Genomic DNA, 23680 nt, shown 5'->3' with positions numbered 1-23680 from the left:
GATTACTTACATCATAATTCCAGTAGCTGTTTCTTATATACTATATATGATTTTGAAAAAAGCAGGTCGCATTAAACCTGGGGACATGACTGTACCGCAATCCTAAAAAACATGCCAATTTGAAAATCTCCCCTTACATAGATAAAAGCAGACTGAAGAAGCCGCAGTCTGCTTTTTTTGTCATAGATTATACTCCGGCTTGCACAGTAACCTTTTGTTCACGTGATTCAAAGACATAATACATAGCGGCATAAAGGAAGCTTGCTACTACAGTGCCTGCTACTGCATCCATAAAGGCGTGCTGTTTTGTAAATAAAGTAGATAAAATGATGAGTACGCCAATGAATGTTAATATGCCATATTCCCACTTGTTTTGCTTTTTCCTCTTATGTGCTGTAATCATAATGACAAATGTTGTGAGTACGTGAATGCTAGGAAAGCAATTCACAGGTTGATCGATACTGTAAATATAGCGCACTAAATTAGCAAACACATCATTGCCGATTACCTCGGGACGTGTTATCGTCGTTTGCCACATATAATAAATGCTAAAGGAAGTAAGGTTACCTAATAAAATACTACTTAATGTAACGTAATAGAGCTTTCGATCAGCAAAGCAGTAATAAATAAGAGCACCGTATAAGTAAGGGAACCAAAGTAAATATGGAACGATAAATTCTTTTGTAAATGGAATCCATTCGTCTATTTTTGTTGTCACATTCACAGCATCTACTGTTGAATGATTCAGTGCGCTATAAAGAGGACTTACAAGTACGAGTAGGAGTATATAAGATAATGGAATAAAGGCTGAAGATTTATTATTTTTCATAGTAATTCTCCTATTTGTAGTGTAATGACTTGAAACTTGAAAAATTATAATATAAAAAATGTAAATGAACTATCGATTTCTCTAACATTTTTTACAAATAAACTTACAGTTTTGTCACTATTTGAAAACTCCTTCTTTCCTTCGAATCTTGAAGATGGGGCGTTCTTGTTCATTTTTCGATAAATACGAATTAAAAAATGACCTAAAACTCCTGGTCTTTTTAGGTCGGGCAGGGCCTTTTCATGCCACATGCAAGGGGAAAAAGCGAGTGTAGGTCATGTTTTGTTCTGCATTGCAGCGACTTATATGTATCATATTGTAGGATGCTGATATGGGTGAAACGATTCTTAAACAAACGTTTAATTAATATATATGTTCCATTTTTAGCTTTTAATCAAACGTTTGTTTAATAGACTAGAAATACATAGTCTAAAGGGATTGTCACATGTAAATAAAAGTGCTATTCATTCCAAGTGAAAATGACAAACATCGATATTAAAAAATATGTCGTGTTTTGTCATTTTTTGTTATAAACTATATAACGTAATATAAAGATCCAAAGAAGGAAGTGTTGTGATGGCATTGTTAAAAAATAGTAAAATTGGTACGAAATTAAACGTGTTAATGATTATAGCTAGTATTGCATGTATTATTTTATCGTTCATAGGGATAATCGCATTAAAGAATGCAGACAAAAGTTCTGAAAGTATGTATAAAAACATGTTACTTCCAATTCAACGGGTAAAGACCGTAGAAGCTAATTTCTATTATGGTAATAATAATTTTATGGAACTTATGATAACAACAGATGAAAATAGAAATAAAGAGTTGGCAAATAACCTGTCTAAAGTACGTGAAGAAAATGATCAGTTAATAAAAAAGCTAGAATCAACGATAAGCTCCCAACAAGAAAAGGAGTTATATGAAAATTTCAAAGCAAATTTCGGCGAGTTAAGACCGAAAATGAAAGAAGCACAAAGTTTAGCAATGCAAAATAAAAACGAAGAGGCTTATGCTTATTATTTAAAAGAAGTTGAGCCCGCTATGCAAAAATCAATTAAGTCTATTCAAGAATTCGCTAATTGTAATAGTAACCAAGCAGAACAATTACAGGAACATAATGCTAACAGCGCTAAAACTGCAATGATGATATTTATCCTTATTTCAGTTATAGCGACTGCGACTATTATATTGATTGGTTATATTATTAAAATAGCTATTCAACGTCCAATTACGTTATTACAGCATGATATGAAAGAAGTAGCAGATGGGAATTTAGTAATACGTACTTCTTATGAAGCAAATGATGAATTAGGAAATATCGTTATTTCTTTTAATCACATGTTAGACAATTTGCAACAACTAATTGAGAAAATAAAAGTAACGGCACACGAGGTTACTTCCTCGACTGATCGTATGTTGCAAAATACAAAACAAGCATCTCAAATCTCTAACGAAGCTGTTCAAACGATTGCTGAAGTGAACAAACAAATAGTAGGACAAGTTACGAGTATTCAAGAAAGTTCAACAGCAATGAGTGACGTAGCAAATGGAGTTCAAACAGTAGCTGAATCTGCATCAACTGTTGCTGAAGTGTCTGTTATTACAACAGATCGTGTGGATAGCGGAAGTGAAGTAATCAAGCAATCTATTACTCAAATGAATAATGTACATAAAGCTGTGGAAGAAACATCTACAATGATAGATCGTCTTGTTATACGTACGCAAGACATAGATAAAGCTTTAAATGCGATTACGAATATTGCGGAACAAACAAACTTGCTTGCTTTAAATGCTGCAATTGAAGCAGCGCGTGCAGGGGAAAATGGAAAAGGTTTTGCAGTTGTTGCAGCTGAAGTGCGAGACTTAGCTGAACACTCAAAGCAATCCGCGCATGAAATTAATGATTTAATTAAAGCAATTCAACAAGATACAAAAGATACCGTTCAAATTATGAGAAAAGGTCAGGAAGAAGCGGAACAAGGAAGAAATGCTGCTAATGAAGCAGAGCGAGCGTTTTCAACAATCATGACAGACATTCATAAGATAACACATCAAATTCAAGAAGTATCAGCTACAACAGAAGAAATGTCTGCTGGAACGGAAGAAATTAACGCTTCATTATCAGTAGTATCAGAAACTTCTACAAGGGTAGCAAAAGATACGGATCAAACCGTACAAGCCATTCAAACACAAGCGGCATCCATTACAGAAATAACGAATCAATCCATGCAAATAAAGAACAAAATTGAAGAATTAGAAGGATTGATTTCACAATTTAAAATTGAGGAATAAGAATTATTTATAAACATAATGAAAATAAGAGACAGCGAATTTAACGGCGTCTCTTATTTTTTATCACTTTAGCCAAGAATACTCCTTCCTCAAGGAAAATATTTTGTGTCTATTCTTGCTGAAACAGAAGTGCAAGAATTACCCAAAACAGGCTCATCTGTTGGTTGGATGTCGGATTAAAAGACTTTGCTATCCTTTCAACTGGGGAAGTATTTTGCAATCCAAAATGGTTTCGCAAACTTGAAGAAAAATTAGCGAATGCACAACGCACTCTTTCCAAACGTAAGAAAGGCTCTTCAAACTGGAATAAACAGCGTATCAAAGTCACTCGCATTTACGAACGTATTACTAATGCAAGAACAGACTACTTACAAAAAATCTCAACCCATATCATCAAAAACCACGATGTAATTGGTATTGAGGATTTGCAAGTATCGAATATGTTGAAGAACCACAAGTTAGCCAAAGCGATTAGCGAAGTATCTTGGTCACAATTTCGAACTATGCTTGAATACAAGACAAAATGGTATGGTAAACAAGTTGTTGTTGTATCAAAAACATTTGCTTCCAGTCAACTTTGTTCGTGCTGTGGCTATCAAAACAAGGACGTTAAGAATCTAAATCTTCGTGAATGGACTTGCGAAGAATGTAACCCACATCACGATAGAGATATTAACGCAAGTATAAATCTTAAAAATGAAGCCGTAAGACTTCTAACCGCAGGGACTGCGGAGCTAGCCTACTAAGATAGCCCAAGGATACTTTGGTGTTCGTAGGAATCCCCCACTTCAAACGACCCGTAAGGGTGTTAAGTGGTGGGTAGTTCAAGGTGTTAATTAAACGTTTGATTAAGATATATGTTCTATAATGCTGCACATCTTTTGTGAAAAAATAAAAAAACACTTCTCAAAAAATGAAGTGTTTTTCTGTTACTAAATATATTATAATAAAAAAAGTTAGAATTTTGTTATTTTAACAAAATATTATGTAAGGGCTTAAATAGATGGATTATATTCGTTTATGTATTTAGTTACGCTTTCATTTAATTTCATGAAAAAGTCTGTGAATTCTGAACAGTCCGTGCGAATGTTATCTACATGCTGTAAAGAGAGTTTCTCGTTTAACAGAAATTCCCCGTGATGCCCAAATACTTGTATATGAGCATTTATTTGATCTGAATCTTCTTGTGTTGATACGAGAAGATAGTCAAATGCTTTTATAGGAATGGCATATGTTTTACGATATGTATTCGTATTACTTATTCCGGTTTGTTTTATCACTTGAAACTGAAGAACTTCTTTGTTTATAGCGATGGACAATGTTGTTGATTTTAATTTTGTGTCTGTTAATTCATCAAGTTCTTCAAGTTGAAAATGGATTGTAGTTTGATCTGAGCAGTTTTGAATTTGTTGCTGGATTGTTGAGTGAATTTGTAGTTCCATATAGTAAATAATCTCCTTTTCTTTATGTGCTATAAAGATAGAAATATAGAACAAAAGAATTAATATAGTAGTTTCAAGTAGTAAATAAAATTAAACATTTTTATTGTTCCTTAAAGAGAATACATGACAAATTACTAAAAAACAATATAAATTGATTTAATATTTCGTATTTTAAAAGCGTTATATTTGGTATAAAAAATATTATGATTAAATAATATTTTTTTGGAATTGTAAAATATTATTGGTAAATTTGCGAAAAAGAAAAGATTTTGCAGGATAAAAGAAATTCTTAGCGAAATAAGTTAAAGTTTGAAATGAAAAAATATTTTCTATATGATAAGGTAAAGGTTAGTGAAAAGTAGGTGAATGTATGTCAGTAACATTTTATTCATATCCAAAATGTGGAACATGTCAAAAAGCAAAAAAATGGTTAGAAGCAAATGATGTAGCATATGAAATGATTCATATTGTCGAAAGTCCACCTTCTAAGGAAGAACTTCGCAATTTATATGAAAAAAGCGAATTACCATTAAAAAAATTCTTTAATACAAGTGGAATGCGTTACCGCGAGCTTGGTTTAAAGGATAAGCTAAAAGATGCAAGTGAAGAGGAAATGTTGGACATGCTCGCTTCTGATGGCATGTTAATCAAACGACCAATTGTAACAGGTAGTAATCATGTAACAGTTGGCTTTAATGAAGAGCAATTTGAAAGCGTGTGGAAAAAGTACCAATAAGGTATTTTTACATAATTAATACATTCATTGGAGGTACAAACATGAGCATTCCAAAACAATTACGTTACTCTGAAGAACACGAATGGGTAAAAGTTGATGGCAACCAAGTTGTTATCGGTATTACAGATTTCGCACAACACGAATTAGGAGATATCGTATTCGTGGAACTTCCTGAAGTTGGTGCAACAATCGAAGCTGACGAGCCATTCGGAAGCGTAGAATCTGTTAAAACAGTTTCTGAGTTATACGCACCTGTAGCGGGTAAAGTTGTAGCAGTAAATGAAGAATTAAACGACAAGCCAGAGCTTGTTAACGAATCTCCATACGAAGGTGCATGGATGATTAAAGTTGAGATTGAAGATGCAGGCCAAGTTGATAACTTATTAACTGCAGAACAATACGAAGAAATGATCAATCAAGACTAATATGGAAAGGGCAGCTAATAGCTGTCCTTTTTATTTGTGCCACCTAAAATTTTAAACGAGCCACTTCCACTTTTCTTCACAAAAATAAACAGGAAACAACATTGAAATAACGAATATAATATATACTAAAGGCAAGGTTGTATCATAGTATATGGTGATCGGGTGATGCCAAGTGGTCTATGTGGAAAAAGTAATTATTGTTGAAGGTAAATCAGATAAGAAGAAGATTGAAACGATTATTAGAGAACCGGTGGAAATTGTTTGTACAAATGGTACAATTAGTTTGTCGAAAATGGATGAACTTATTGATCAGCTGTACGATAAAGAAGTGTATGTACTTGTGGACGCAGATGATGCAGGAGAGAAGCTACGCAAACAGTTTCGCCGAGAATTTCCACATGCTGAACATATTTATATTGACCGTTCGTATCGTGAGGTTGCAACTGCACCATCAAATCATTTAGCGAACGTTTTATGGGGAGCTGACATTGACGTTTATACAGAATTTTTACGGTAAGGAATGGTAGAATGATCGATTGGACAGGAAAAGAAGCTGTAGCCGCAGTTAGAGATCAAAATAAAACGGTATTATACGTATATACGCCAATGTGCGGTACGTGTCAACTTGCTAAAAAAATGTTAACGGTTGTTGAAGCAGCATTATCTCATTTGGAAATCGGAATGTTGAATGTAAATTATGCACCGCATTTTGCGCGGGAGTATGAAATTGAAAGTGTTCCGTGTTTACTTATATTTGAGAAAAATCAACTTGTGAAAAAAATATATGCATTTCAATCTGTGGAATATTTATATATGGAATTACAATAGGCGGCAAATATTTTGCCGCCTCGACATATTTCTTGGGAAATATAAGCAACAAATTGTTTTTCGTACAACTTTTGTCGAGAGAAAGATACAGGAGAGCTCGTTATAGAAATGGAATGGTATTATGTAGAACGTGATATGAGGAGTGTGACGAAGATGAAATTGTATTCACTGCTTCAATCATTTGTAACATATGCCAATACGCAGTGTCATTTAGAACCGCTACTGCCGCAATTTGAACGGGCTGTTTGCTTTACTTTTCAAGATGAGCATTATTCGTTAAAAATTTCAAGAGAGAAAATTGAGCTTATGAATGGTGCAATGGGAACGGAAGAACTTGTTTGCTTTCAAGAAGATGACTTGCAGTTATTGATTACTGGACAAGTTCGTTTGCAGTCACTATTGCGTAGAAAGGCCATTACATATAGAGGAACATATAAAACAATGTTATTATTAGAATCTGTATTTCACATTTGTAAGCCGCTGCGAGTAGGTGCTTAAGTTTCAGAAAGTTTTTTCTTGGCGAAAATTTCTGTTGACATCTATTTCATGCGTTGATACAATTCAAAACATGAAATAACGAAAACTTCATAACGACAAAATCAGACGAAATTTACATCTGATTTTCTCTTATCAAGAGAGGTGGAGGGACTGTGCCCTATGAAACCCGGCAACCGTCAACTTATGTTGAAATGGTGCCAATTCCTGCAAAGCGAATGCTTTGAGAGATGAGAGGAAAGGATAATAGTAATTTATGTATATAAACCTTTCTGCTCATTTTAAAGCAGAAAGGTTTTTTTGTTGTTTTAGTGTAGGAGGACGCTCAAACAACAAATCGTTTTTATAGTTATAGCGGCGAGCCGCTTACGCTTTTTATAATCTAGCTCCAGCGGCTAGAACAATCGGTCGTTTCACTCCTTCCTGCGGGGCAAAAAGCGCATCTGCGTCAGGAGTTCCAACGCCCTCTTGTTCTAAACGAGCCGCTTGCACTTTTTGTATAATCTAGCTCCAACGGCTAGAATCTCCGGTCGTTTCGCTCTCTCGGTCGAAGTAAAAAAACACTTCTCGGCCTGAAGCTCCAACGTTCTGCGGTTCTAAACGAGCAGCTTACGCTTTTTAATTAAAAAGGGGTGACATCAATGATTGTGTTAGAAAATGTAAAGAAAATATATCGCTCCAAAAATGGCGATGTTACTGCTGTTGATAATGCGAATTTACAAATAGAAAAAGGCGAAATTTTCGGAGTTATCGGATATAGCGGTGCCGGAAAGAGTTCCTTAATTCGCTTGTTTAATCAACTGGAGAAACCGACGTCTGGAAAAATTACTATTGGAGAGCGTGTGATTTCAGCAATTAGAGGAAGAGAACTTCGAGAAGCTCGTCAAGAAATCGGGATGATTTTCCAGCACTTTAACTTACTTTGGTCACGAACTGTCCGTGAAAATATTGCTTTTCCGCTTGAAATTGCTGGAGTGGAAAAAGAGAAAAGAAAGCAGCGTGTGGATGAATTGATTCGTCTTGTTGGGTTAGAAGGACGAGGAGATGCGTATCCATCTCAGTTAAGTGGTGGACAAAAGCAGCGTGTTGGTATTGCGAGAGCATTAGCAAATAACCCGAAAGTGTTATTATGCGATGAAGCAACATCAGCATTAGATCCAGAAACAACAGATCAAATTTTAGATTTGCTTCTCGATATTAATAAACGCCTCGATTTAACGATTGTACTCATTACGCATGAAATGCATGTGATTCAAAAAATTTGTAATCGTGTTGCTGTTATGGAGAAAGGGAAAATTGTTGAAAGCGGCAGCGTGTTAGATGTATTTCGTAATCCGCAGCAAGACATTACAAAGCGCTTCGTTAAGCAAATAACAGATTCTGAAGATGCAGATGAAACAATTGAGCATTTAGTAGAGAAGTACCCGGAAGGAAAAGTCGTGAAACTGCAATTCATTGGTGAAGCAGTGGAAAGACCAGTTCTGCAGGAATTAATGAAGAAAGATGGCATTGAAGTGAGCATTCTGCAAGGGAATATTGCTCAAACGACAAACGGGGCGTATGGAAGTTTAATTGTTCATTTAAAAGGTGACGAAGATGTAGTTGCAGAGGCAGTTGCAACGATTCAACAAGAGCAAGTAGAACTGGAGGTGATTGCACATGGATAATTTGTTTCAAAATGTTGATTGGAATCAAATGTTAGAAGCTACGCAAGAGACGTTATACATGACGGCAATTGCTACACTTGCAACGTTTGTATTGGGCCTTATTCTTGGATTAGTACTGTTTCTTACAGGAAAAGATAATCTATGGGAGAACAAGCCGGTCAATATTGTAATTAGCGCGTTTGTAAATATTTTTCGTTCGATTCCGTTTATTATTTTAATCATTTTACTGATTCCATTTACGAAGCTTCTTCTTAATACAATTCTTGGAGCAAGTGCTGCATTGCCAGCATTAATTGTTGGAGCAGCACCGTTCTATGCGAGAATGGTTGAAATTGCGCTTCGTGAAATTGATAAGGGTGTTATTGAAGCATCAAAAGCGATGGGAGCAAAGACGAGTACAATTATCTTAAAAGTATTGATACCAGAATCATTGCCAGCACTTATTTCGGGTATTACGGTAACGGCGATTGCACTTGTGGGCTACACAGCGATGGCTGGAGTTGTTGGAGCAGGCGGGCTTGGTACACTTGCTTATTTAGAGGGATTCCAACGTAATAATGGTGATGTCACTCTCATGGCAACAATTCTTGTGCTTGTTATTGTATTTATTATTCAAATGCTTGGTGATTTTCTTACAAAGCGACTTGATAAAAGGTAAAGGGAAGTTTAGGGATTATTGGGATAAAGAGTTTTCGTCTAACACGAAAACTCCCTATAGATTTTATATTTCGAATATTGAGAAAGAAGGGATATCATAACATGAAGAAGGTATTATTTTCAGCACTTCTTGCTGTATTTGTATTTGCATTAGCTGCTTGTGGCGGCGGTGGTGAGAAAGATAAGAAGACACTTGTTGTTGGTGCTTCTAACGTACCGCATGCGGTTATTTTAGAAAAAGCGAAACCACTATTAGCGAAAAAAGGTATTACATTAAAAATTCAACCATTCCAAGACTATGTATTACCAAACAAAGCATTAGCTGATAAAGAGATTGATGCGAACTATTTTCAACACATTCCGTATTTAGAGAAAGAAATCCAAGAAAAAGGTTATAAATTTGAAGTAGCGGGGAAAATTCACTTAGAACCAATTGGTGTATATTCCCAAAAATATAAAAGCTTAAAAGATCTTCCTGATGGGGCAACAATTATTATGAGTAACTCTGTAGCTGATCATGGACGTGGGTTAGCAATTTTGCAAAAAGAGGGCATTTTAAAAATTAAAGATGGTGTAGACCCTGTTAAAGCGACGATAAAAGATATTGCAGAAAACCCGAAACACTTGAAGTTCAAAACAGACATTGAGCCGGGCTTGTTACCACAAGTGTATAACAATAAAGAAGGCGATGCGGTTTTAATCAATTCAAACTATGCAATTGATGCGAAATTAAACCCAGAAAAAGATGCGATTGCGATTGAAGGCAATGATTCTCCATACGCAAACGTAGTTGTTGTTCGTAAAGGCGACAAAGATAAACCAGAAATTAAAGCGCTTATAGAAGTATTACATTCAAAAGAAATTCAAGATTTCATTAAGAAAGAATACAAAGGAGCTGTGCTTCCTGTAAGTGAATAAGGTGAAAAAAGGGCTGGTAAATGCCAGCTCTTACTTTATAACCAGTAAGATGGATGTGGAAAAGAAATTCCGAAAATTAAGAAAATGAAGGTGACATTTTATGAAGAAAATTATATTCTCAATTTTTATAGCAGTCTTTGTATTTGCATTAGCTGCTTGCGGTAGCAGTGACAAGGATAAGAAAACACTTGTAGTGGGTGCTTCTAATGTACCGCATGCAGTTATTTTAGAAAAAGCGAAACCACTATTAGCGAAAAAAGGTATTACATTAAAAATTCAACCATTCCAAGACTATGTATTACCAAACAAAGCGTTAGCTGATAAAGAAATTGATGCAAACTATTTCCAACACATTCCGTATTTAGAGAAAGAAATTCAAGAAAAAGGGTATAACTTTGTAAATGCAGGGAAAATTCATTTAGAGCCTATGGGCATTTATTCTAAGAAATATAAAAGTTTAAAAGATCTTCCAAATGGTGCAACAGTGATTATGAGTAATAACGTAGCGGAACGAGGACGTATGCTTGCATTATTGCAAAAAGGCGGCATTATCAAACTGAAAGATGGTGTAGATATCGTAAAAGCTACAGAAAAAGATATTGTAGAAAATCCGAAAAACTTGAAATTTAAAACAGATGTTGAACCAGGACTTTTACCAAAATTATATGAAAACAATGAAGGCGATGCATTATTCATTAACTCGAACTATGCAATTGACGCAAAACTAAATCCGACAAAAGATGCAATTGCACTTGAAGGATCAGACTCTCCTTACGCAAATATTATTGCTGTTCGTAAAGGTGATGAAAACAGAAAAGAAATTAAAGCACTTGTAGAAGTATTACACTCAAAAGAAATTCAAGATTTCATTAAGAAAGAGTACAAGGGAGCTGTACTTCCTGTAAGTGAATAAGGCGAAAAAGGGCTAGGATTTTTCAGCCCTTTTTTCTTTATATAGGTAGGAAGAAAGGTGTATCATAATATAATGTGCAGAAAATTCCTGCTCGTATTTGTAGAAAAATTGTTACTTTTTTTCAACGTTTGCGATATCATTTTATTTGATATAAAATTAGAATGAGAATAAAATGAGAATGTGAACGTTTTAGGAATTTTTAAAATGTATATAGATGATTAATGGAGGTATTGAGATGGCTGGTTCTACATTAACGATTAAAGATTTACATGTATCAATCGATGGCAAAGAAATTTTAAAGGGTGTAAACCTTGAAGTAAAAGGTGGAGAAATCCACGCAATTATGGGGCCTAACGGAACGGGTAAATCAACTTTATCCTCTGCAATTATGGGTCACCCAAAATATGAAGTAACACAAGGCAGCATCATCATCGACGGTGAAGATGTATTAGAAATGGAAGTAGATGAGCGTGCACAAGCTGGTCTATTCCTAGCAATGCAATATCCAAGTGAAATTAGCGGGGTAACAAACGCTGACTTCTTACGTTCTGCAATTAATGCACGCCGTGAAGAAGGCGATGAAATTTCTCTTATGAAATTTATCCGTACATTAGATAAAAACATGGAATTCCTAGAAATGGATCCATCAATGGCACAACGTTACTTAAACGAAGGTTTCTCTGGCGGTGAGAAAAAACGTAATGAAATTCTTCAATTAATGATGATTCAGCCAAAAATCGCAATCTTAGATGAAATTGACTCTGGTCTTGATATCGATGCATTAAAAGTTGTATCTAAAGGTATTAACGAAATGCGCGGCGAAGATTTCGGTTGCTTAATGATTACGCACTACCAACGTTTATTAAATTACATCACTCCAGATCATGTACACGTTATGATGAATGGTCGTGTTGTGAAATCTGGCGGCCCTGAGCTTGCACAACGTTTAGAAGCTGAAGGCTATGACTGGATTAAAAAAGAGCTAGGTATTGAAGACGAAACAGAAGAGCAAGAAGCGTAAGAGAGGAGCATAAACATGACAATTGGTACATTACCTTTCGATCAAGATTCTATACGTCAACGTGCAAGCGAAGCGAATGAAGCTGCTTGGTTGACTGAGTTCCGCTTACAAGCTCTTGCAAAGGCAACTGAACTTCCAATGCCAACGCCTGATAAAACAAAGATTGATAAATGGGACTTTATCGGCAAAGGTCAAACTGCAAAGCAAGAGCCTGTACGTTCTGTAGAAGAACTTCCAGAAGCAGTGAAAAATTTAATTGATGAAAAGAATAACGTTCTTGTACAGCGCAGCGGTACAACTGCATTCGTTTCTTTATCAGAAGAAGCAAAAACAAAAGGCGTTATTTTTACAGATATCGTAACAGCTGCAACTGAGCATGCTGAACTTTTACAAAAGTATTTAATGCAGGGCGGCGTGAAAGTTGACGAACATCGTTTAACAGCACTTCATGCTGCATTAATCAACGGCGGTGCGTTCGTATACGTTCCGAAAAATGTTGTTCTTGAAACACCACTTCAAGCTGTATTCTTAGTAGACGGTGAAGAAGCAAACGTTTATAACCACGTATTATTTGTAGCAGATGCAAATAGTTCTGCAACATATGTAGAAAACTACGTGGCAAATGAAAATGTTACTGGTATTGCAAATATCGTGGCAGAAGTAATAGTAGAACAAGGCGCACAAGTGAAATTTGGTGCAGTTGACTTATTAGCAAAGGATGTAACATCTTACGTAAACCGCCGCGGCGTAGTTGGACGAGATGGACGTCTAGAGTGGGCATTAGGTCTTATGAACGATGGAAACACAATTTCTGAGAACGTAACGAACTTAATGGGCGACGGTTCATTTGCTGATACAAAAACAGTAACAATTGGCCGTGGTAACCAAACACAAAACTTTACAACAAAAGTTGTTCACTTCGGTAAACATTCTGAAGGCTTTATCTTAAAACACGGTGTACAAAAAGATAGTGCAACATCTATCTTTAACGGAATTGGTAAAATCGAGCACGGTGCTTCTAAATCAAACGCACAGCAATCTTCTCGCGTTCTGATGTTAAACGAAAAAGCACGCGGCGATGCAAACCCAATTCTTTTAATCGATGAAGATGATGTAATGGCAGGTCACGCAGCTTCTGTAGGACGCGTAGATCCTACTCAACTATACTACCTAATGAGCCGTGGTATTCCGAAGAAAGAAGCAGAACGTTTAGTCATCCATGGATTCTTAGCACCTGTAGTAAATGAGCTTCCAATCGAAGGAGTAAAAGCACAGCTTGTTGAGGTAATTGAAAGGAAAGTTCGCTAATGGATATTCATGAAATACGCAAACAGTTTCCAATTCTTGATCAAAAGGTGAACGGCAAACAACTTGTTTATTTCGATAGTGCAGCAACTTCTCAAAAACCAATTCAAGTTATTGAAACGTTAGAACGTTACTATAAAGAATACAACTCTAACGTGCATCGCGGTGTTCATACGCTCGGTACGAAAGCAACCGATGCGTATGAGGGCGCACGCGAGAAAGTTCGTAAGTTTATTAATGCGAAGTCTATGGAAGAAATTATTTTTACGCGCGGTACAACAACAGCGTTAAATACAGTTGCAGCAAGCTATGGCATGGAACATGTAAAAGAAGGCGATGAAATCGTCATCACTTACATGGAGCACCATAGTAACATTATTCCTTGGCAACAAGTGGCTAAGAAAACAGGCGCAACATTAAAATATCTTCCCCTTCAAGAAGACGGGTCGATCTCATTAGAGGATGCTCGCCAAACAATTACACCAAATACGAAAATCGTATCTATTATGTACGTATCAAACGTACTTGGAACGATTAACCCTGTAAAAGAAATTGCAGAAATCGCACACCAAAACGGAGCAATCATGATCGTTGATGGTGCGCAAAGTACACCGCATATGAAAGTGGATGTACAAGATTTAAATTGTGATTTTTACGCTTTATCCGCTCATAAAATGTGCGGTCCTACAGGTATCGGCGTATTATATGGTAAGAAGGAATTGCTTGAAAATATGGAGCCAATCGAATTTGGCGGTGAAATGATTGACTTCGTAGACTTACAAGAGTCTACATGGAAAGAGCTTCCATGGAAATTCGAAGCAGGTACACCGATTATCGGCAACGCAATCGGACTTGGAGCTGCGATTGATTTCTTAGAAGAAATCGGTCTTGATAATATTGAAAAGCATGAACATGAATTAGCGCAGTATGCTTTAGAAAGACTATCAGAAGTAGACGGTGTTACAATTTATGGTCCAAAGCGCCGTGCAGGTCTTGTTACATTTAATATTGATGACGTACATCCACACGATGTTGCAACAGTATTGGATGTAGAAGGTATTGCGGTTCGTGCAGGGCATCATTGTGCACAGCCGTTAATGAAGTGGCTAAAAGCTTCTTCTACAGCACGTGCAAGCTTCTATTTATATAACACAAAAGAAGAAATTGATACATTTGTCGAAGCGCTGACGAAAACAAAGGAGTATTTCACAAATGTCATTTAATAATTTAGATACGTTATATCGTCAAGTTATTATGGATCATTATAAAAATCCACGTAACCATGGCGTATTAGAAGATAGTGTTACGGTTAATTTGAACAATCCAACTTGCGGTGACCGCATTCAACTTACAATGAAAGTAGAAGAAGGAATTGTTCAAGAAGCGAAGTTTGAAGGAGAAGGCTGTTCCATCTCCATGTCCTCCGCTTCTATGATGACGCAAGCAGTAAAAGGAAAGAAAATTGAAGAGGCACTTAAGCTTTCAAAAATTTTCTCGGATATGATGCTAGGAAAAGAGTATGATGACAGCATTGATTTAGGAGATATTGAAGCATTACAAGGTGTATGCAAGTTTCCAGCGCGTATTAAGTGTGCAACATTAGCTTGGAAAGCGTTAGAAAAAGGCTTGAACGAAGACAAGTAATGCAAATGAGTTCCTAAATACGAAGTTTATCCAAGGAGGGACATACGAACATGGCGAAACAGCTGCCAGATATCGGCGATTATAAATATGGTTTCAAAGATAAGGACGTTTCAATTTTCCGTGCTGAGCGCGGTTTAACAAAAGAAATCGTAGAAGAGATTTCACGTATGAAAGAAGAACCACAGTGGATGTTAGACTTCCGTTTAAAATCACTGGATCACTTCTATGAAATGCCAATGCCACAATGGGGCGGCGACTTAAACGACTTAGATTTCGATGAAATTACGTACTACGTAAAACCATCTGAGAAATCTGAGAAGTCTTGGGATGAAGTACCTGATGAAATTAAAGCGACGTTTGATAAATTAGGTATTCCAGAAGCAGAACAAAAATATTTAGCGGGTGTATCTGCACAGTACGAATCTGAAGTTGTATACCACAACATGAAAGAAGATTTAGAAGAGCTGGGAATCGTATTTAAAGATACAGATAGCGCGTTAAGAGAGAATGAAGATATTTTCCGTGAGCATTTCGGAAAAGTAATCCCGCCAACTGATAACAAATTCTCTGCATTAAACTCTGCAGTTTGGTCTGGTGGATCATTCATCTACGTTCCAAAAGGTGTGAAAGTAGAAACACCACTGCAAGCGTATTTCCGTATTAACTCTGAAAATATGGGACAATTCGAGCGTACGCTTATTATTGTAGACGAAGGCGCACACGTACACTACGTAGAAGGTTGTACAGCACCTGTTTACACAACAAACTCACTTCACAGTGCGGTAGTAGAAATCATCATTAAGAAAGATGCATATTGCCGTTATACAACAATCCAAAACTGGGCAAACAACGTATACAACCTAGTTACGAAACGTGCAGTTTGTGAAGCAAACGCAACGATGGAATGGATTGACGGTAACATCGGATCGAAATTAACGATGAAATACCCAGCTGTTATCTTAAAAGGCGAAGGCGCTCGTGGTTTAACATTATCTATCGCGATTGCTGGTAAAGGCCAACACCAAGATGCTGGTGCGAAAATGATTCACTTAGCACCAAACACGTCTTCAACAATCGTTTCTAAATCGATTGCAAAACATGGTGGTAAAGTAACATACCGTGGTATCGTACACTTCGGACCAAAAGCGACAAACTCTCGCTCTAACATCGAGTGTGACACGTTAATCATGGATAACCAATCTACATCTGATACAATTCCTTACAACGAGATCAAAAACGATCACGTATCACTTGAGCACGAAGCGAAAGTATCAAAAGTATCAGAAGAACAATTATTCTACCTAATGAGCCGCGGTATTTCTGAGCAAGAAGCAACAGAAATGATCGTAATGGGCTTCATCGAGCCATTCACTCGCGAACTTCCAATGGAATACGCAGTAGAAATGAACCGTCTAATCAAGTTTGAGATGGAAGGTTCTATCGGTTAATTAGAAATGCGGAGCTAGACAATATTAAAAGTGGAAGCGCCCTGTTTACAGGGCGCTTTTTTCATTTGCGGCAAATATAACGGCGCTTTTCATACGATATTTACTTTATTAGGACGCTCGGACACGCATTTTATTTTTGTGGAAGTTTCACTTTATAGGTATAAAGATATTAAGAAGTAAAAAGGACCGGGTGCATGAAAGTAGCTAAAAAACTATCTAAAAAAATTTTATCAATATACAAAAATCGACATTTTATGATATAATTTTTTGAAAAAGGAGGTTAGTTTTTAGAGAATTCTAAACTTTATTGAGGGGATAACATTCATAGTATGTTTATTCGTTAGTTTATGCACTATTCATTATTCGTTTATTCCCTTCGCTGAAAATTAAACAAGTAATTCAGTTGGTGCAACAAAATTATTCTAAAAAAGGAGTTGAATTTTTTGAAAATTATAAAAAACATCAGAGGAATAAAGTTTCTAGCATGTTTATTCGTTAGTTTATGCACTATTAATTATTCATTTATTTCCTTCGCGGAAACACAAACAGATAATTCAGCTGATGCAACAAAAAATGCTAGTGGCATTGATACTGGCATAGCGAATTTAAAGTATGATAGTAGAGATGTTTTAGCAGTAAATGGTGATAAAGTAGAGAGTTTTGTTCCGAAACAAGGCATCAATTCAAATGGTAAATTTGTAGTGGTTGAACGTGAGAAAAAATCACTTTCAGCTTCACCAGTCGATATTTCAATTATTGATTCTATGGCTAATCGTACATATCCAGGAGCAGTACAACTTGCAAATAAAGCGTTTGCAGATAATCAACCTAGTTTATTAGTGGCCAAGAGAAAACCTTTGAATATTAGTATAGACTTACCTGGCATGGGAAAAAACAATACAACAACTGTCCAAAATCCAACATATAGTAATGTGTCCGGAGCAGTAGATGATTTAGTATCTGCTTGGAGTGAAAAATATTCAGCAACACATACGTTACCTGCAAGAATGCAGTATACAGAATCTATGGTTTATAGTAAATCTCAAATAGCAAGTGCTCTTAACGTTAACGCTAAATATCTTGATAACGGACTGAACATTGACTTTAATGCGATTGCAAATGGAGAGAAAAAAGTGATGGTTGCGGCATATAAGCAAATATTTTATACCGTAAGTGCAGAACTACCTGACAATCCATCAGACCTTTTTGATAATAGTGTTACGTTTGAAGAGTTAGCCCGTAAAGGGGTAAGTAATGAGGCCCCGCCTGTTATGGTGTCAAATGTAGCTTACGGCAGAACAATTTATGTGAAATTAGAAACAACTTCTAAGAGCAAAGATGTACAAGCTGCCTTTAAAGCTTTAATTGAGAATCAAGGCGTCCAAACGAATCAACAGTACAAAGATATTTATGAGAACAGTTCCTTTACTGCTGTAGTATTAGGCGGAGATGCAAAAGAGCATAACAAGGTTGTTACAAAAGATTTTAATGAAATACGAAATGTAATTAAAGATAATGCAGAATTTAGTCTTAAAAATCCAGCATACCCAATTTCATATTCAAGCGTTTTCTTAAAAGATAATTCAATTGCTGCTGTTCATAACAATACAGAGTATATCGAGACTACATCTACAGAATATTCCAGTGCTAAAATGAGGCTTGATCATTATGGTGCATATGTTGCTCAATTTGAAATAACTTGGGATGAATTTTCATATGATGAAAATGGAAATGAAGTATTAACTCATAAAGCTTGGGAAGCAAACGACAGAAACAAAACTGCTCATTTCTCTACAGTTATACCATTTCCGCCTAATTCAAAAAATTTAAAAGTCGTAGCATGGGAATGTACAGGTCTTGCATGGGAATGGTGGAGAACAGTTATTAATGAACAAAATGTTCCGTTAGCAAATGAAATAAACATCTGGATTGGCGGAACGACATTATACCCAACCTCTAATATTAGTTATAATTAAAGATGATGTATATGTTCGAAGTGCCCTGTTTACAGGGCACTTTTTTAATTGGCGGCAAATATAATGGTACTTTTTACAATATATCGGCGCTTTGACACAATATAAAGACCTTCTGAAGAAGTTCGACATGCGAAAAGCTTTTGTTAATTATAATCATGCTGCATCTTCTCCTTAACTTTTAAAGAAGAAACTTTTGCTTTTTCCATCAATCAGAGTACAATGTAAAATAGCAAGAAAAGACGAAAAGTATTTACAGGATTCAAGCTTACATGTAGCGTAAACAAGAAGTATGGAATCGAGAGGAGGTTTTTTCTCTGCGTATAGATACGGAAGTAACAATTCATCTTTATCATACAAATGATATACATAGTCATTTTGAAAATTGGCCGCAAATTTCTCAGTTTGTTGTAGAAGAGAAAAAGCGTCGTCTTGCTGCTGGTGAAGCGGTCTTTACATTAGATATTGGCGATCACGTTGATCGCTTTCATATGATTTCTGAGGCAACGAGCGGAAAAGGAAATGTGCAGCTATTAAATAAAGCGCTGTACGATTATGTAACGATTGGAAACAATGAGGGGATTACACTTGCGAAAGAGCAACTGGATCATTTATATGACAATGCGAATTTTGAAGTGCTCGTTGCAAATTTATTTGAAACAAATCAAACACGTCCTAGCTGGGTAAAACCATATGTACTGCAAACACTTGATAATGGGATTACAATTGCTTTTATCGGTTTAACAGTAGCGTATCCTGATTTTTATGCGAAGTTAGATTGGCATATTGAAGATCCATATCTACATTTAGAAGCGATTTTAGAAGAGGTACGTTCAAAGGCGGATATCATTGTTGTATTGTCCCATTTAGGAAAGAATGCAGATGAATACATGGCAGAGCATTATGATATAGATGTTATTTTAGGCGCACATACCCATCATTTATTTGATCGCGGTGTATTAGTGAATGGAACACTTCTTTGCTGCTGCGAGAAGTGGGGGCATTATGTGGGGCATGTACAAATAACAGTGGATTTACAAACAAAGCAAGTGATAAAAAAGGATGGACGAGCAATTAATACGAAGCGATTCGGAGCCTATGGAGGGTCTCATGCTTTGTTAGAGAAGCTTGAACAAGAAAGTAAGTTCATCATGGCAGAGCCTGTTGTAAATTTAAAAGAATCACTAGAAGTTGATTGGTTTCAGGAAACGAAATTTGCTCATATGCTTGCCGAATCTCTTAGAGAATGGTGCGATGCTGAAATTGGTATGGTAAATGCAGGGGTATTACTCGAAGGATTGCAGGAAGGTGTAGTTACCCGAGGAGATATTCATCGCATTTGTCCACATCCGATTAATCCATGCCGTTTGCAAGTGAAAGGAAAAACATTGCGAGATGTGATTTTGAAAGCACGCCGTCCAAACATGGAACAGCTTGAAGTGAAAGGTTTAGGTTTTCGGGGGAAAGTCATGGGGAAAATGATATATGATGGCGTAGAAGTTGTACTAGATACGATTCCGGGTAATAAAATATTACTTGAAGATGTCGTTATCAACGGAGAATCATTAGACCTAGAACGAGTCTATACAGTAGGAACGATTGATATGTTCACATTCGGTTACTTATACCCAGAGCTTGCGGTCGTGCCAGAAAAAGAATATTATATGCCGGAATTGCTCCGTGATGTTTTGAAGGATACATTAATGAAATATGCGTCATCTGTAAAATTATAGCCTACTGATAGCAGTAGGCTTTTTGGGTTCACATTCTTTTTTCTCTTTTCATACAGATAAAGGAGAGAGGAGTGTGAACTATGGTTAATATAGAACCAATTATAATAAATGAATACACGTTTATAGCAGTGAGTGTAAAGCTTCCAAAGACAAATTTGTTAGCAGTTATGAGCGATAAAGGATACATTATGTGCGGGGCGTTAGATGTGGGATTGTTAAACGAAAAGTTAAGCGATCGCGGCATTCTTGCGGGGCGCGCTGTTGGTGTAAGAACGATTGAGCAGTTGTTAGAGGCACCGCTTGAATCGGTTACATTTGAAGCTGAAAGGTTAGGCATTACAGCTGGTACAATTGGAAAAGATGCACTGCTAAAAATGATCTAAATATATCGTCCCTCTTTTTTGCATATACATGTGTAAGAAGGAGGGATTTGTTATGCGTGCGTTTCGCCCCCGGACTTCTCGGTTTCGGAAAGGGCCACTGCCATTTCGTTACGTATTGCTTATTTCATTTGCTATTTTTATTCTTCTTACCGTACAAGGATTATGGCTTGTGAATAGAAGTATTCAGCCGACATTAATGAAATATGCAGAAATGCAGACGAAGCGAACAGCAACAGTTGTCATGACGAAAGCAGTGAAAGATAGGGTTGCACAAGGGATTAATGTCGATTCATTAATGAAGGTGCAGACAGACAAGAATGGAAAAGTTGCGACGATGGATGTAAATACAGAAGAAGTTAATCAAATTCTCACATCAACTACAACGTACATAGAGAAATATTTACATCAAGCAGAACAGGGAGATACGAAGGCATTAGGTTTGCCAGAGGACGGAGGAATTTCATTATCAGTTCCACTTGGGAGAATTACAGACAATGCATTACTTGGTAATTTAGGACCGGATATTCCAATTAAATTTACAACAATCGGTGATGTGTACACGAATATTAAGCAAGACTTTGAAGCGCATGGAATTAATAGTACAGCTATTAAAATTGTGATGGAAATTGAAGTGACGCTTCAGGTGATTATTCCTTTCCATACAAAAGAAGTAACTGTGAAGCAAGATATTCCGATAGCCACACGTATCATTCAAGGGGAAGTGCCTGGCTATTACGGAGGCGGCGGAGTTGTTGTACCGGAAAAAAAGGAGAAAAAAGCGGATAACTAATGTTATCCGCCTTTTTAGATAAAGAAATTGTTAATTTGAGATAACTGTAGCATCAAACTGCGGTTATCTTTTTGAATTCATTCGCTCTTTTCGCTCCCATAAGCTTAAATGCATATATGGATCAAACGCCCATTCTGTATAGCCGTTATCTTTATACAATCCAAAATGCAAGTGAGGCGGAAACTTACCAGCTGTCCCAGGAGGACCATAACCAGTGCTGCCGACAAATCCAATAACAGTTCCAGGTTCAACGATTTGTCCAAGCTGTATTTCTTTTGAAAATCCGCCTAAGTGTGCGTAGTAATGATAATTGTTATATAAGTCGCGAATACCAATGCGCCAGCCGCCAAGACGATTCCATCCTTTCGTTTCAATGATGCCATAGCAAGTAGAACGAACAGGTACACCATAGCCGGCGAAAATATCTGTGCCTTCATGCATACGGCGTCCGCCAAAGCTTCGTTTAGCGCCAAATGTACTACGGTAACTATGATCGCTGCGAATCGGCAGAGGGAAGGCGTTACCTTGTAAATTAATTCGATCGAAATGTTTGTACATACGAACATAACCTAATATTAACTCTACTGTTTTAGATCGCTGATAATATTCCCACAGCATAATTTTTAATTGATCACGATTTGTCCCACGTTTCCCTAATATAGTAGCCATTGTATAGAGAACATCTTGTTCATTATTTGCATCTGCCAATCCATCGTTGTTTCCGTCTAACCCCATGCCTCCAAATAAGGAGATTGTATACGGTTTCGTATCATGAGGGTCTGGATTTGCTGGTCCGGACCATACTTCTGGTTTGAAGTAAATAGAGATAATAGCATCTGGCTTCTTAGGAATATCACGGCGAACAGCACGGATATTTCGCTCGTATTGATCGATGGCAGCAAAGTAGTACCATGGAATATGGAAGATTGTCTCTATTTCTTTGTATAATGTCATTCGCTTCATATATATGTCTTCTTGATTGTTTTCTTGTCCATACACAATGTTTGTTTGGAGAAGAAAACAGATAGAAAGCAGAAGGAAAAATTTTCGATGCACGGCAGTAAGCTCCTTTCGAAATCACTACCTTTAGTGTGGGATATACACGATATTTCATTATAAGTAATAATTGGAAGGAATTCTTTGAATCTTCATTTGAGCAAATCGCTTTCATACGATAAAATAGATATGTTACATTGAAAGAAGCGAACATGGTAAACTATTTCATAATTGTGCGGAGTTGATGAACATGACAAAACAAACAGAATATATGCGCAAGCCCGAGTGGTTGAAAATTAAATTAAACACAAATGAAAACTATACAGGCTTAAAGAAAATGATGCGTTCTAAGAACCTTCATACAGTTTGTGAAGAAGCGAAGTGTCCGAATATTCATGAATGCTGGGCTGTTCGTAAGACAGCAACATTTATGATTTTAGGTGCAGTTTGTACACGCGCATGCCGTTTCTGTGCGGTTAAAACAGGCTTACCAACAGAGCTTGATTTACAAGAGCCAGAACGCGTAGCAGATTCTGTAGAACAAATGGGCTTAAAACACGTTGTTATAACAGCAGTTGCACGTGATGATTTGAAAGACGGAGGAGCAGCTGTTTTTGCAGAAACAGTGCGCGCTGTTCGTCGCAAAAATCCATTTACGTCTATTGAAGTTTTACCATCTGATATGGGTGGAGTAGAAGAGAATTTAAAAATGTTAATGGATGCACGTCCGGATATTTTAAATCATAACATTGAAACAGTACGTCGATTATCTGACCGAGTTCGCGCTAGAGCAAAATACGATCGTTCCCTAGAATTTTTACGTCGTGCAAAAGAAATGCAGCCTGACATTCCAACAAAATCAAGCATCATGGTAGGACTTGGGGAAACGAGAGAAGACCTTATCGAAGCAATGGATGACCTGCGTGCAAACAACGTTAATATTTTAACGCTTGGTCAATATTTGCAACCGTCTAAAAAGCATTTACCAGTTATTAAGTATTACACACCAGCAGAATTTGCAGAGCTAAAAGAAATTGCACTTAGCAAAGGATTTAGTCACTGCGAAGCTGGTCCGCTTGTACGTTCTTCTTACCATGCAGATGAGCAAGTACAATCTGCAAGAGAAAATACAGCAGAAGCAAAATAATGAGAAAAGATCCTTCTTAGTGAAGCAACTAAGGG

23 protein-coding genes, 1 pseudogene and 1 riboswitch are annotated in these 23680 nt (G+C 36.7%); of the genes and pseudogenes, 21 read left to right on the top strand and 3 right to left on the bottom strand.

Features of this window, described 5'->3' with window-relative positions:
- Positions 1-187: 187 nt before the first annotated feature.
- Entirely contained in the window at positions 188-829 is a 642-nt protein-coding gene (locus AB1284_RS20395; RefSeq protein ID WP_429753248.1) for a phosphatase PAP2 family protein, read from the bottom strand.
- Between the two features lie 576 nt (positions 830-1405).
- On the opposite strand from AB1284_RS20395, the gene AB1284_RS20390 reads away from it, so the two are divergent.
- Together AB1284_RS20390 and AB1284_RS20385 are read left to right on the top strand one after the other, a co-directional pair.
- Positions 1406-3124, top strand: coding sequence for a methyl-accepting chemotaxis protein (locus AB1284_RS20390; protein ID WP_429753249.1), 1719 nt, complete (start codon positions 1406-1408; stop codon positions 3122-3124).
- An 87-nt stretch (positions 3125-3211) separates the two neighbouring features.
- Positions 3212-3870, top strand: a pseudogene (locus AB1284_RS20385) (RNA-guided endonuclease TnpB family protein); the annotation flags it as partial.
- A gap of 249 nt (positions 3871-4119) precedes the next feature.
- Here the strand turns inward: AB1284_RS20385 and AB1284_RS20380 are convergent.
- Positions 4120-4566 (bottom strand): DUF3978 family protein, encoded by a 447-nt coding sequence (locus tag AB1284_RS20380; protein ID WP_429753250.1) that lies wholly within the window; start codon positions 4564-4566, stop codon positions 4120-4122.
- Positions 4567-4936: 370 nt separating this feature from the next.
- On the opposite strand from AB1284_RS20380, the gene AB1284_RS20375 reads away from it, so the two are divergent.
- The 18 genes from AB1284_RS20375 (at position 4937) to yunB (ending at position 21502) form a co-directional block, all read left to right on the top strand.
- Complete coding sequence (locus AB1284_RS20375; protein ID WP_429753251.1) at positions 4937-5302, top strand: arsenate reductase family protein; 366 nt, start codon at positions 4937-4939, stop codon at positions 5300-5302.
- Between the two features lie 41 nt (positions 5303-5343).
- The gene (gene gcvH / locus AB1284_RS20370; protein ID WP_098308851.1) at positions 5344-5727 is read left to right on the top strand and encodes a glycine cleavage system protein GcvH; all 384 of its coding nucleotides are present in this window, start codon (positions 5344-5346) and stop codon (positions 5725-5727) included.
- Between the two features lie 172 nt (positions 5728-5899).
- Complete coding sequence (locus AB1284_RS20365; RefSeq protein ID WP_098308849.1) at positions 5900-6244, top strand: toprim domain-containing protein; 345 nt, start codon at positions 5900-5902, stop codon at positions 6242-6244.
- 11 nt (positions 6245-6255) lie between these two features.
- A complete protein-coding gene (locus AB1284_RS20360; RefSeq protein WP_429753252.1) occupies positions 6256-6555 on the top strand; it encodes a thioredoxin family protein in 300 nt (99 codons plus the stop codon).
- Between the two features lie 153 nt (positions 6556-6708).
- Positions 6709-7053: a hypothetical protein gene (locus tag AB1284_RS20355; RefSeq protein ID WP_429753253.1), complete on the top strand. Its 345-nt coding sequence runs from the start codon at positions 6709-6711 to the stop codon at positions 7051-7053.
- Between the two features lie 126 nt (positions 7054-7179).
- Positions 7180-7287, top strand: a riboswitch (SAM riboswitch).
- A 404-nt stretch (positions 7288-7691) separates the two neighbouring features.
- Positions 7692-8717 carry a methionine ABC transporter ATP-binding protein gene (locus tag AB1284_RS20350; protein ID WP_429753254.1) on the top strand — a complete coding sequence of 342 codons (1026 nt, stop codon included), beginning with the start codon at positions 7692-7694 and terminating at the stop codon, positions 8715-8717.
- A complete protein-coding gene (locus AB1284_RS20345; protein WP_429753255.1) occupies positions 8710-9375 on the top strand; it encodes a methionine ABC transporter permease in 666 nt (221 codons plus the stop codon). Before AB1284_RS20350 ends, AB1284_RS20345 begins: the two co-directional genes overlap by 8 nt.
- A gap of 101 nt (positions 9376-9476) precedes the next feature.
- Positions 9477-10292, top strand: coding sequence for a methionine ABC transporter substrate-binding lipoprotein MetQ (gene metQ, locus AB1284_RS20340; RefSeq protein ID WP_429753256.1), 816 nt, complete (start codon positions 9477-9479; stop codon positions 10290-10292).
- Between the two features lie 100 nt (positions 10293-10392).
- A complete protein-coding gene (metQ, locus tag AB1284_RS20335) occupies positions 10393-11205 on the top strand; it encodes a methionine ABC transporter substrate-binding lipoprotein MetQ (protein WP_429753257.1) in 813 nt (270 codons plus the stop codon).
- 235 nt (positions 11206-11440) lie between these two features.
- On the top strand, positions 11441-12226 hold the full coding sequence (sufC, locus tag AB1284_RS20330) for a Fe-S cluster assembly ATPase SufC (protein WP_035433106.1): 786 nt from the start codon (positions 11441-11443) through the stop codon (positions 12224-12226).
- Between the two features lie 15 nt (positions 12227-12241).
- Positions 12242-13534, top strand: coding sequence for a Fe-S cluster assembly protein SufD (gene sufD, locus AB1284_RS20325; protein WP_429753258.1), 1293 nt, complete (start codon positions 12242-12244; stop codon positions 13532-13534).
- The gene (sufS, locus tag AB1284_RS20320; RefSeq protein WP_429753259.1) at positions 13534-14754 is read left to right on the top strand and encodes a cysteine desulfurase SufS; all 1221 of its coding nucleotides are present in this window, start codon (positions 13534-13536) and stop codon (positions 14752-14754) included. Before sufD ends, sufS begins: the two co-directional genes overlap by 1 nt.
- Positions 14744-15175 (top strand): Fe-S cluster assembly sulfur transfer protein SufU, encoded by a 432-nt coding sequence (gene sufU, locus AB1284_RS20315; protein WP_002089369.1) that lies wholly within the window; start codon positions 14744-14746, stop codon positions 15173-15175. The genes sufS and sufU overlap by 11 nt, the downstream gene beginning before the upstream one ends.
- A gap of 50 nt (positions 15176-15225) precedes the next feature.
- Positions 15226-16623 carry a Fe-S cluster assembly protein SufB gene (gene sufB, locus AB1284_RS20310; RefSeq protein WP_429753260.1) on the top strand — a complete coding sequence of 466 codons (1398 nt, stop codon included), beginning with the start codon at positions 15226-15228 and terminating at the stop codon, positions 16621-16623.
- Between the two features lie 434 nt (positions 16624-17057).
- Positions 17058-18599: a thiol-activated cytolysin family protein gene (locus AB1284_RS20305; RefSeq protein WP_429753261.1), complete on the top strand. Its 1542-nt coding sequence runs from the start codon at positions 17058-17060 to the stop codon at positions 18597-18599.
- A 314-nt stretch (positions 18600-18913) separates the two neighbouring features.
- On the top strand, positions 18914-20329 hold the full coding sequence (locus AB1284_RS20300) for a bifunctional metallophosphatase/5'-nucleotidase (protein ID WP_429761878.1): 1416 nt from the start codon (positions 18914-18916) through the stop codon (positions 20327-20329).
- 80 nt (positions 20330-20409) lie between these two features.
- Positions 20410-20712 (top strand): YunC family protein, encoded by a 303-nt coding sequence (locus AB1284_RS20295; RefSeq protein WP_336482437.1) that lies wholly within the window; start codon positions 20410-20412, stop codon positions 20710-20712.
- A gap of 52 nt (positions 20713-20764) precedes the next feature.
- Positions 20765-21502 carry a sporulation protein YunB gene (gene yunB, locus AB1284_RS20290; protein WP_429753262.1) on the top strand — a complete coding sequence of 246 codons (738 nt, stop codon included), beginning with the start codon at positions 20765-20767 and terminating at the stop codon, positions 21500-21502.
- 63 nt (positions 21503-21565) lie between these two features.
- On the opposite strand, the gene AB1284_RS20285 is transcribed toward yunB, so the two are convergent.
- On the bottom strand, positions 21566-22558 hold the full coding sequence (locus AB1284_RS20285) for a M23 family metallopeptidase (protein ID WP_429753263.1): 993 nt from the start codon (positions 22556-22558) through the stop codon (positions 21566-21568).
- Between the two features lie 190 nt (positions 22559-22748).
- Between AB1284_RS20285 and lipA the strand changes: the two genes are divergently transcribed.
- Entirely contained in the window at positions 22749-23645 is an 897-nt protein-coding gene (lipA, locus tag AB1284_RS20280; protein WP_336482440.1) for a lipoyl synthase, read from the top strand.
- Positions 23646-23680: the final 35 nt, after the last annotated feature.

The sequence above is a fragment of the Bacillus sp. S2(2024) genome (assembly GCF_050474045.1).
Classification (GTDB): domain Bacteria; phylum Bacillota; class Bacilli; order Bacillales; family Bacillaceae_G; genus Bacillus_A; species Bacillus_A yunxiaonensis.
This window is presented reverse-complemented; position numbering and strand designations above follow the sequence as displayed.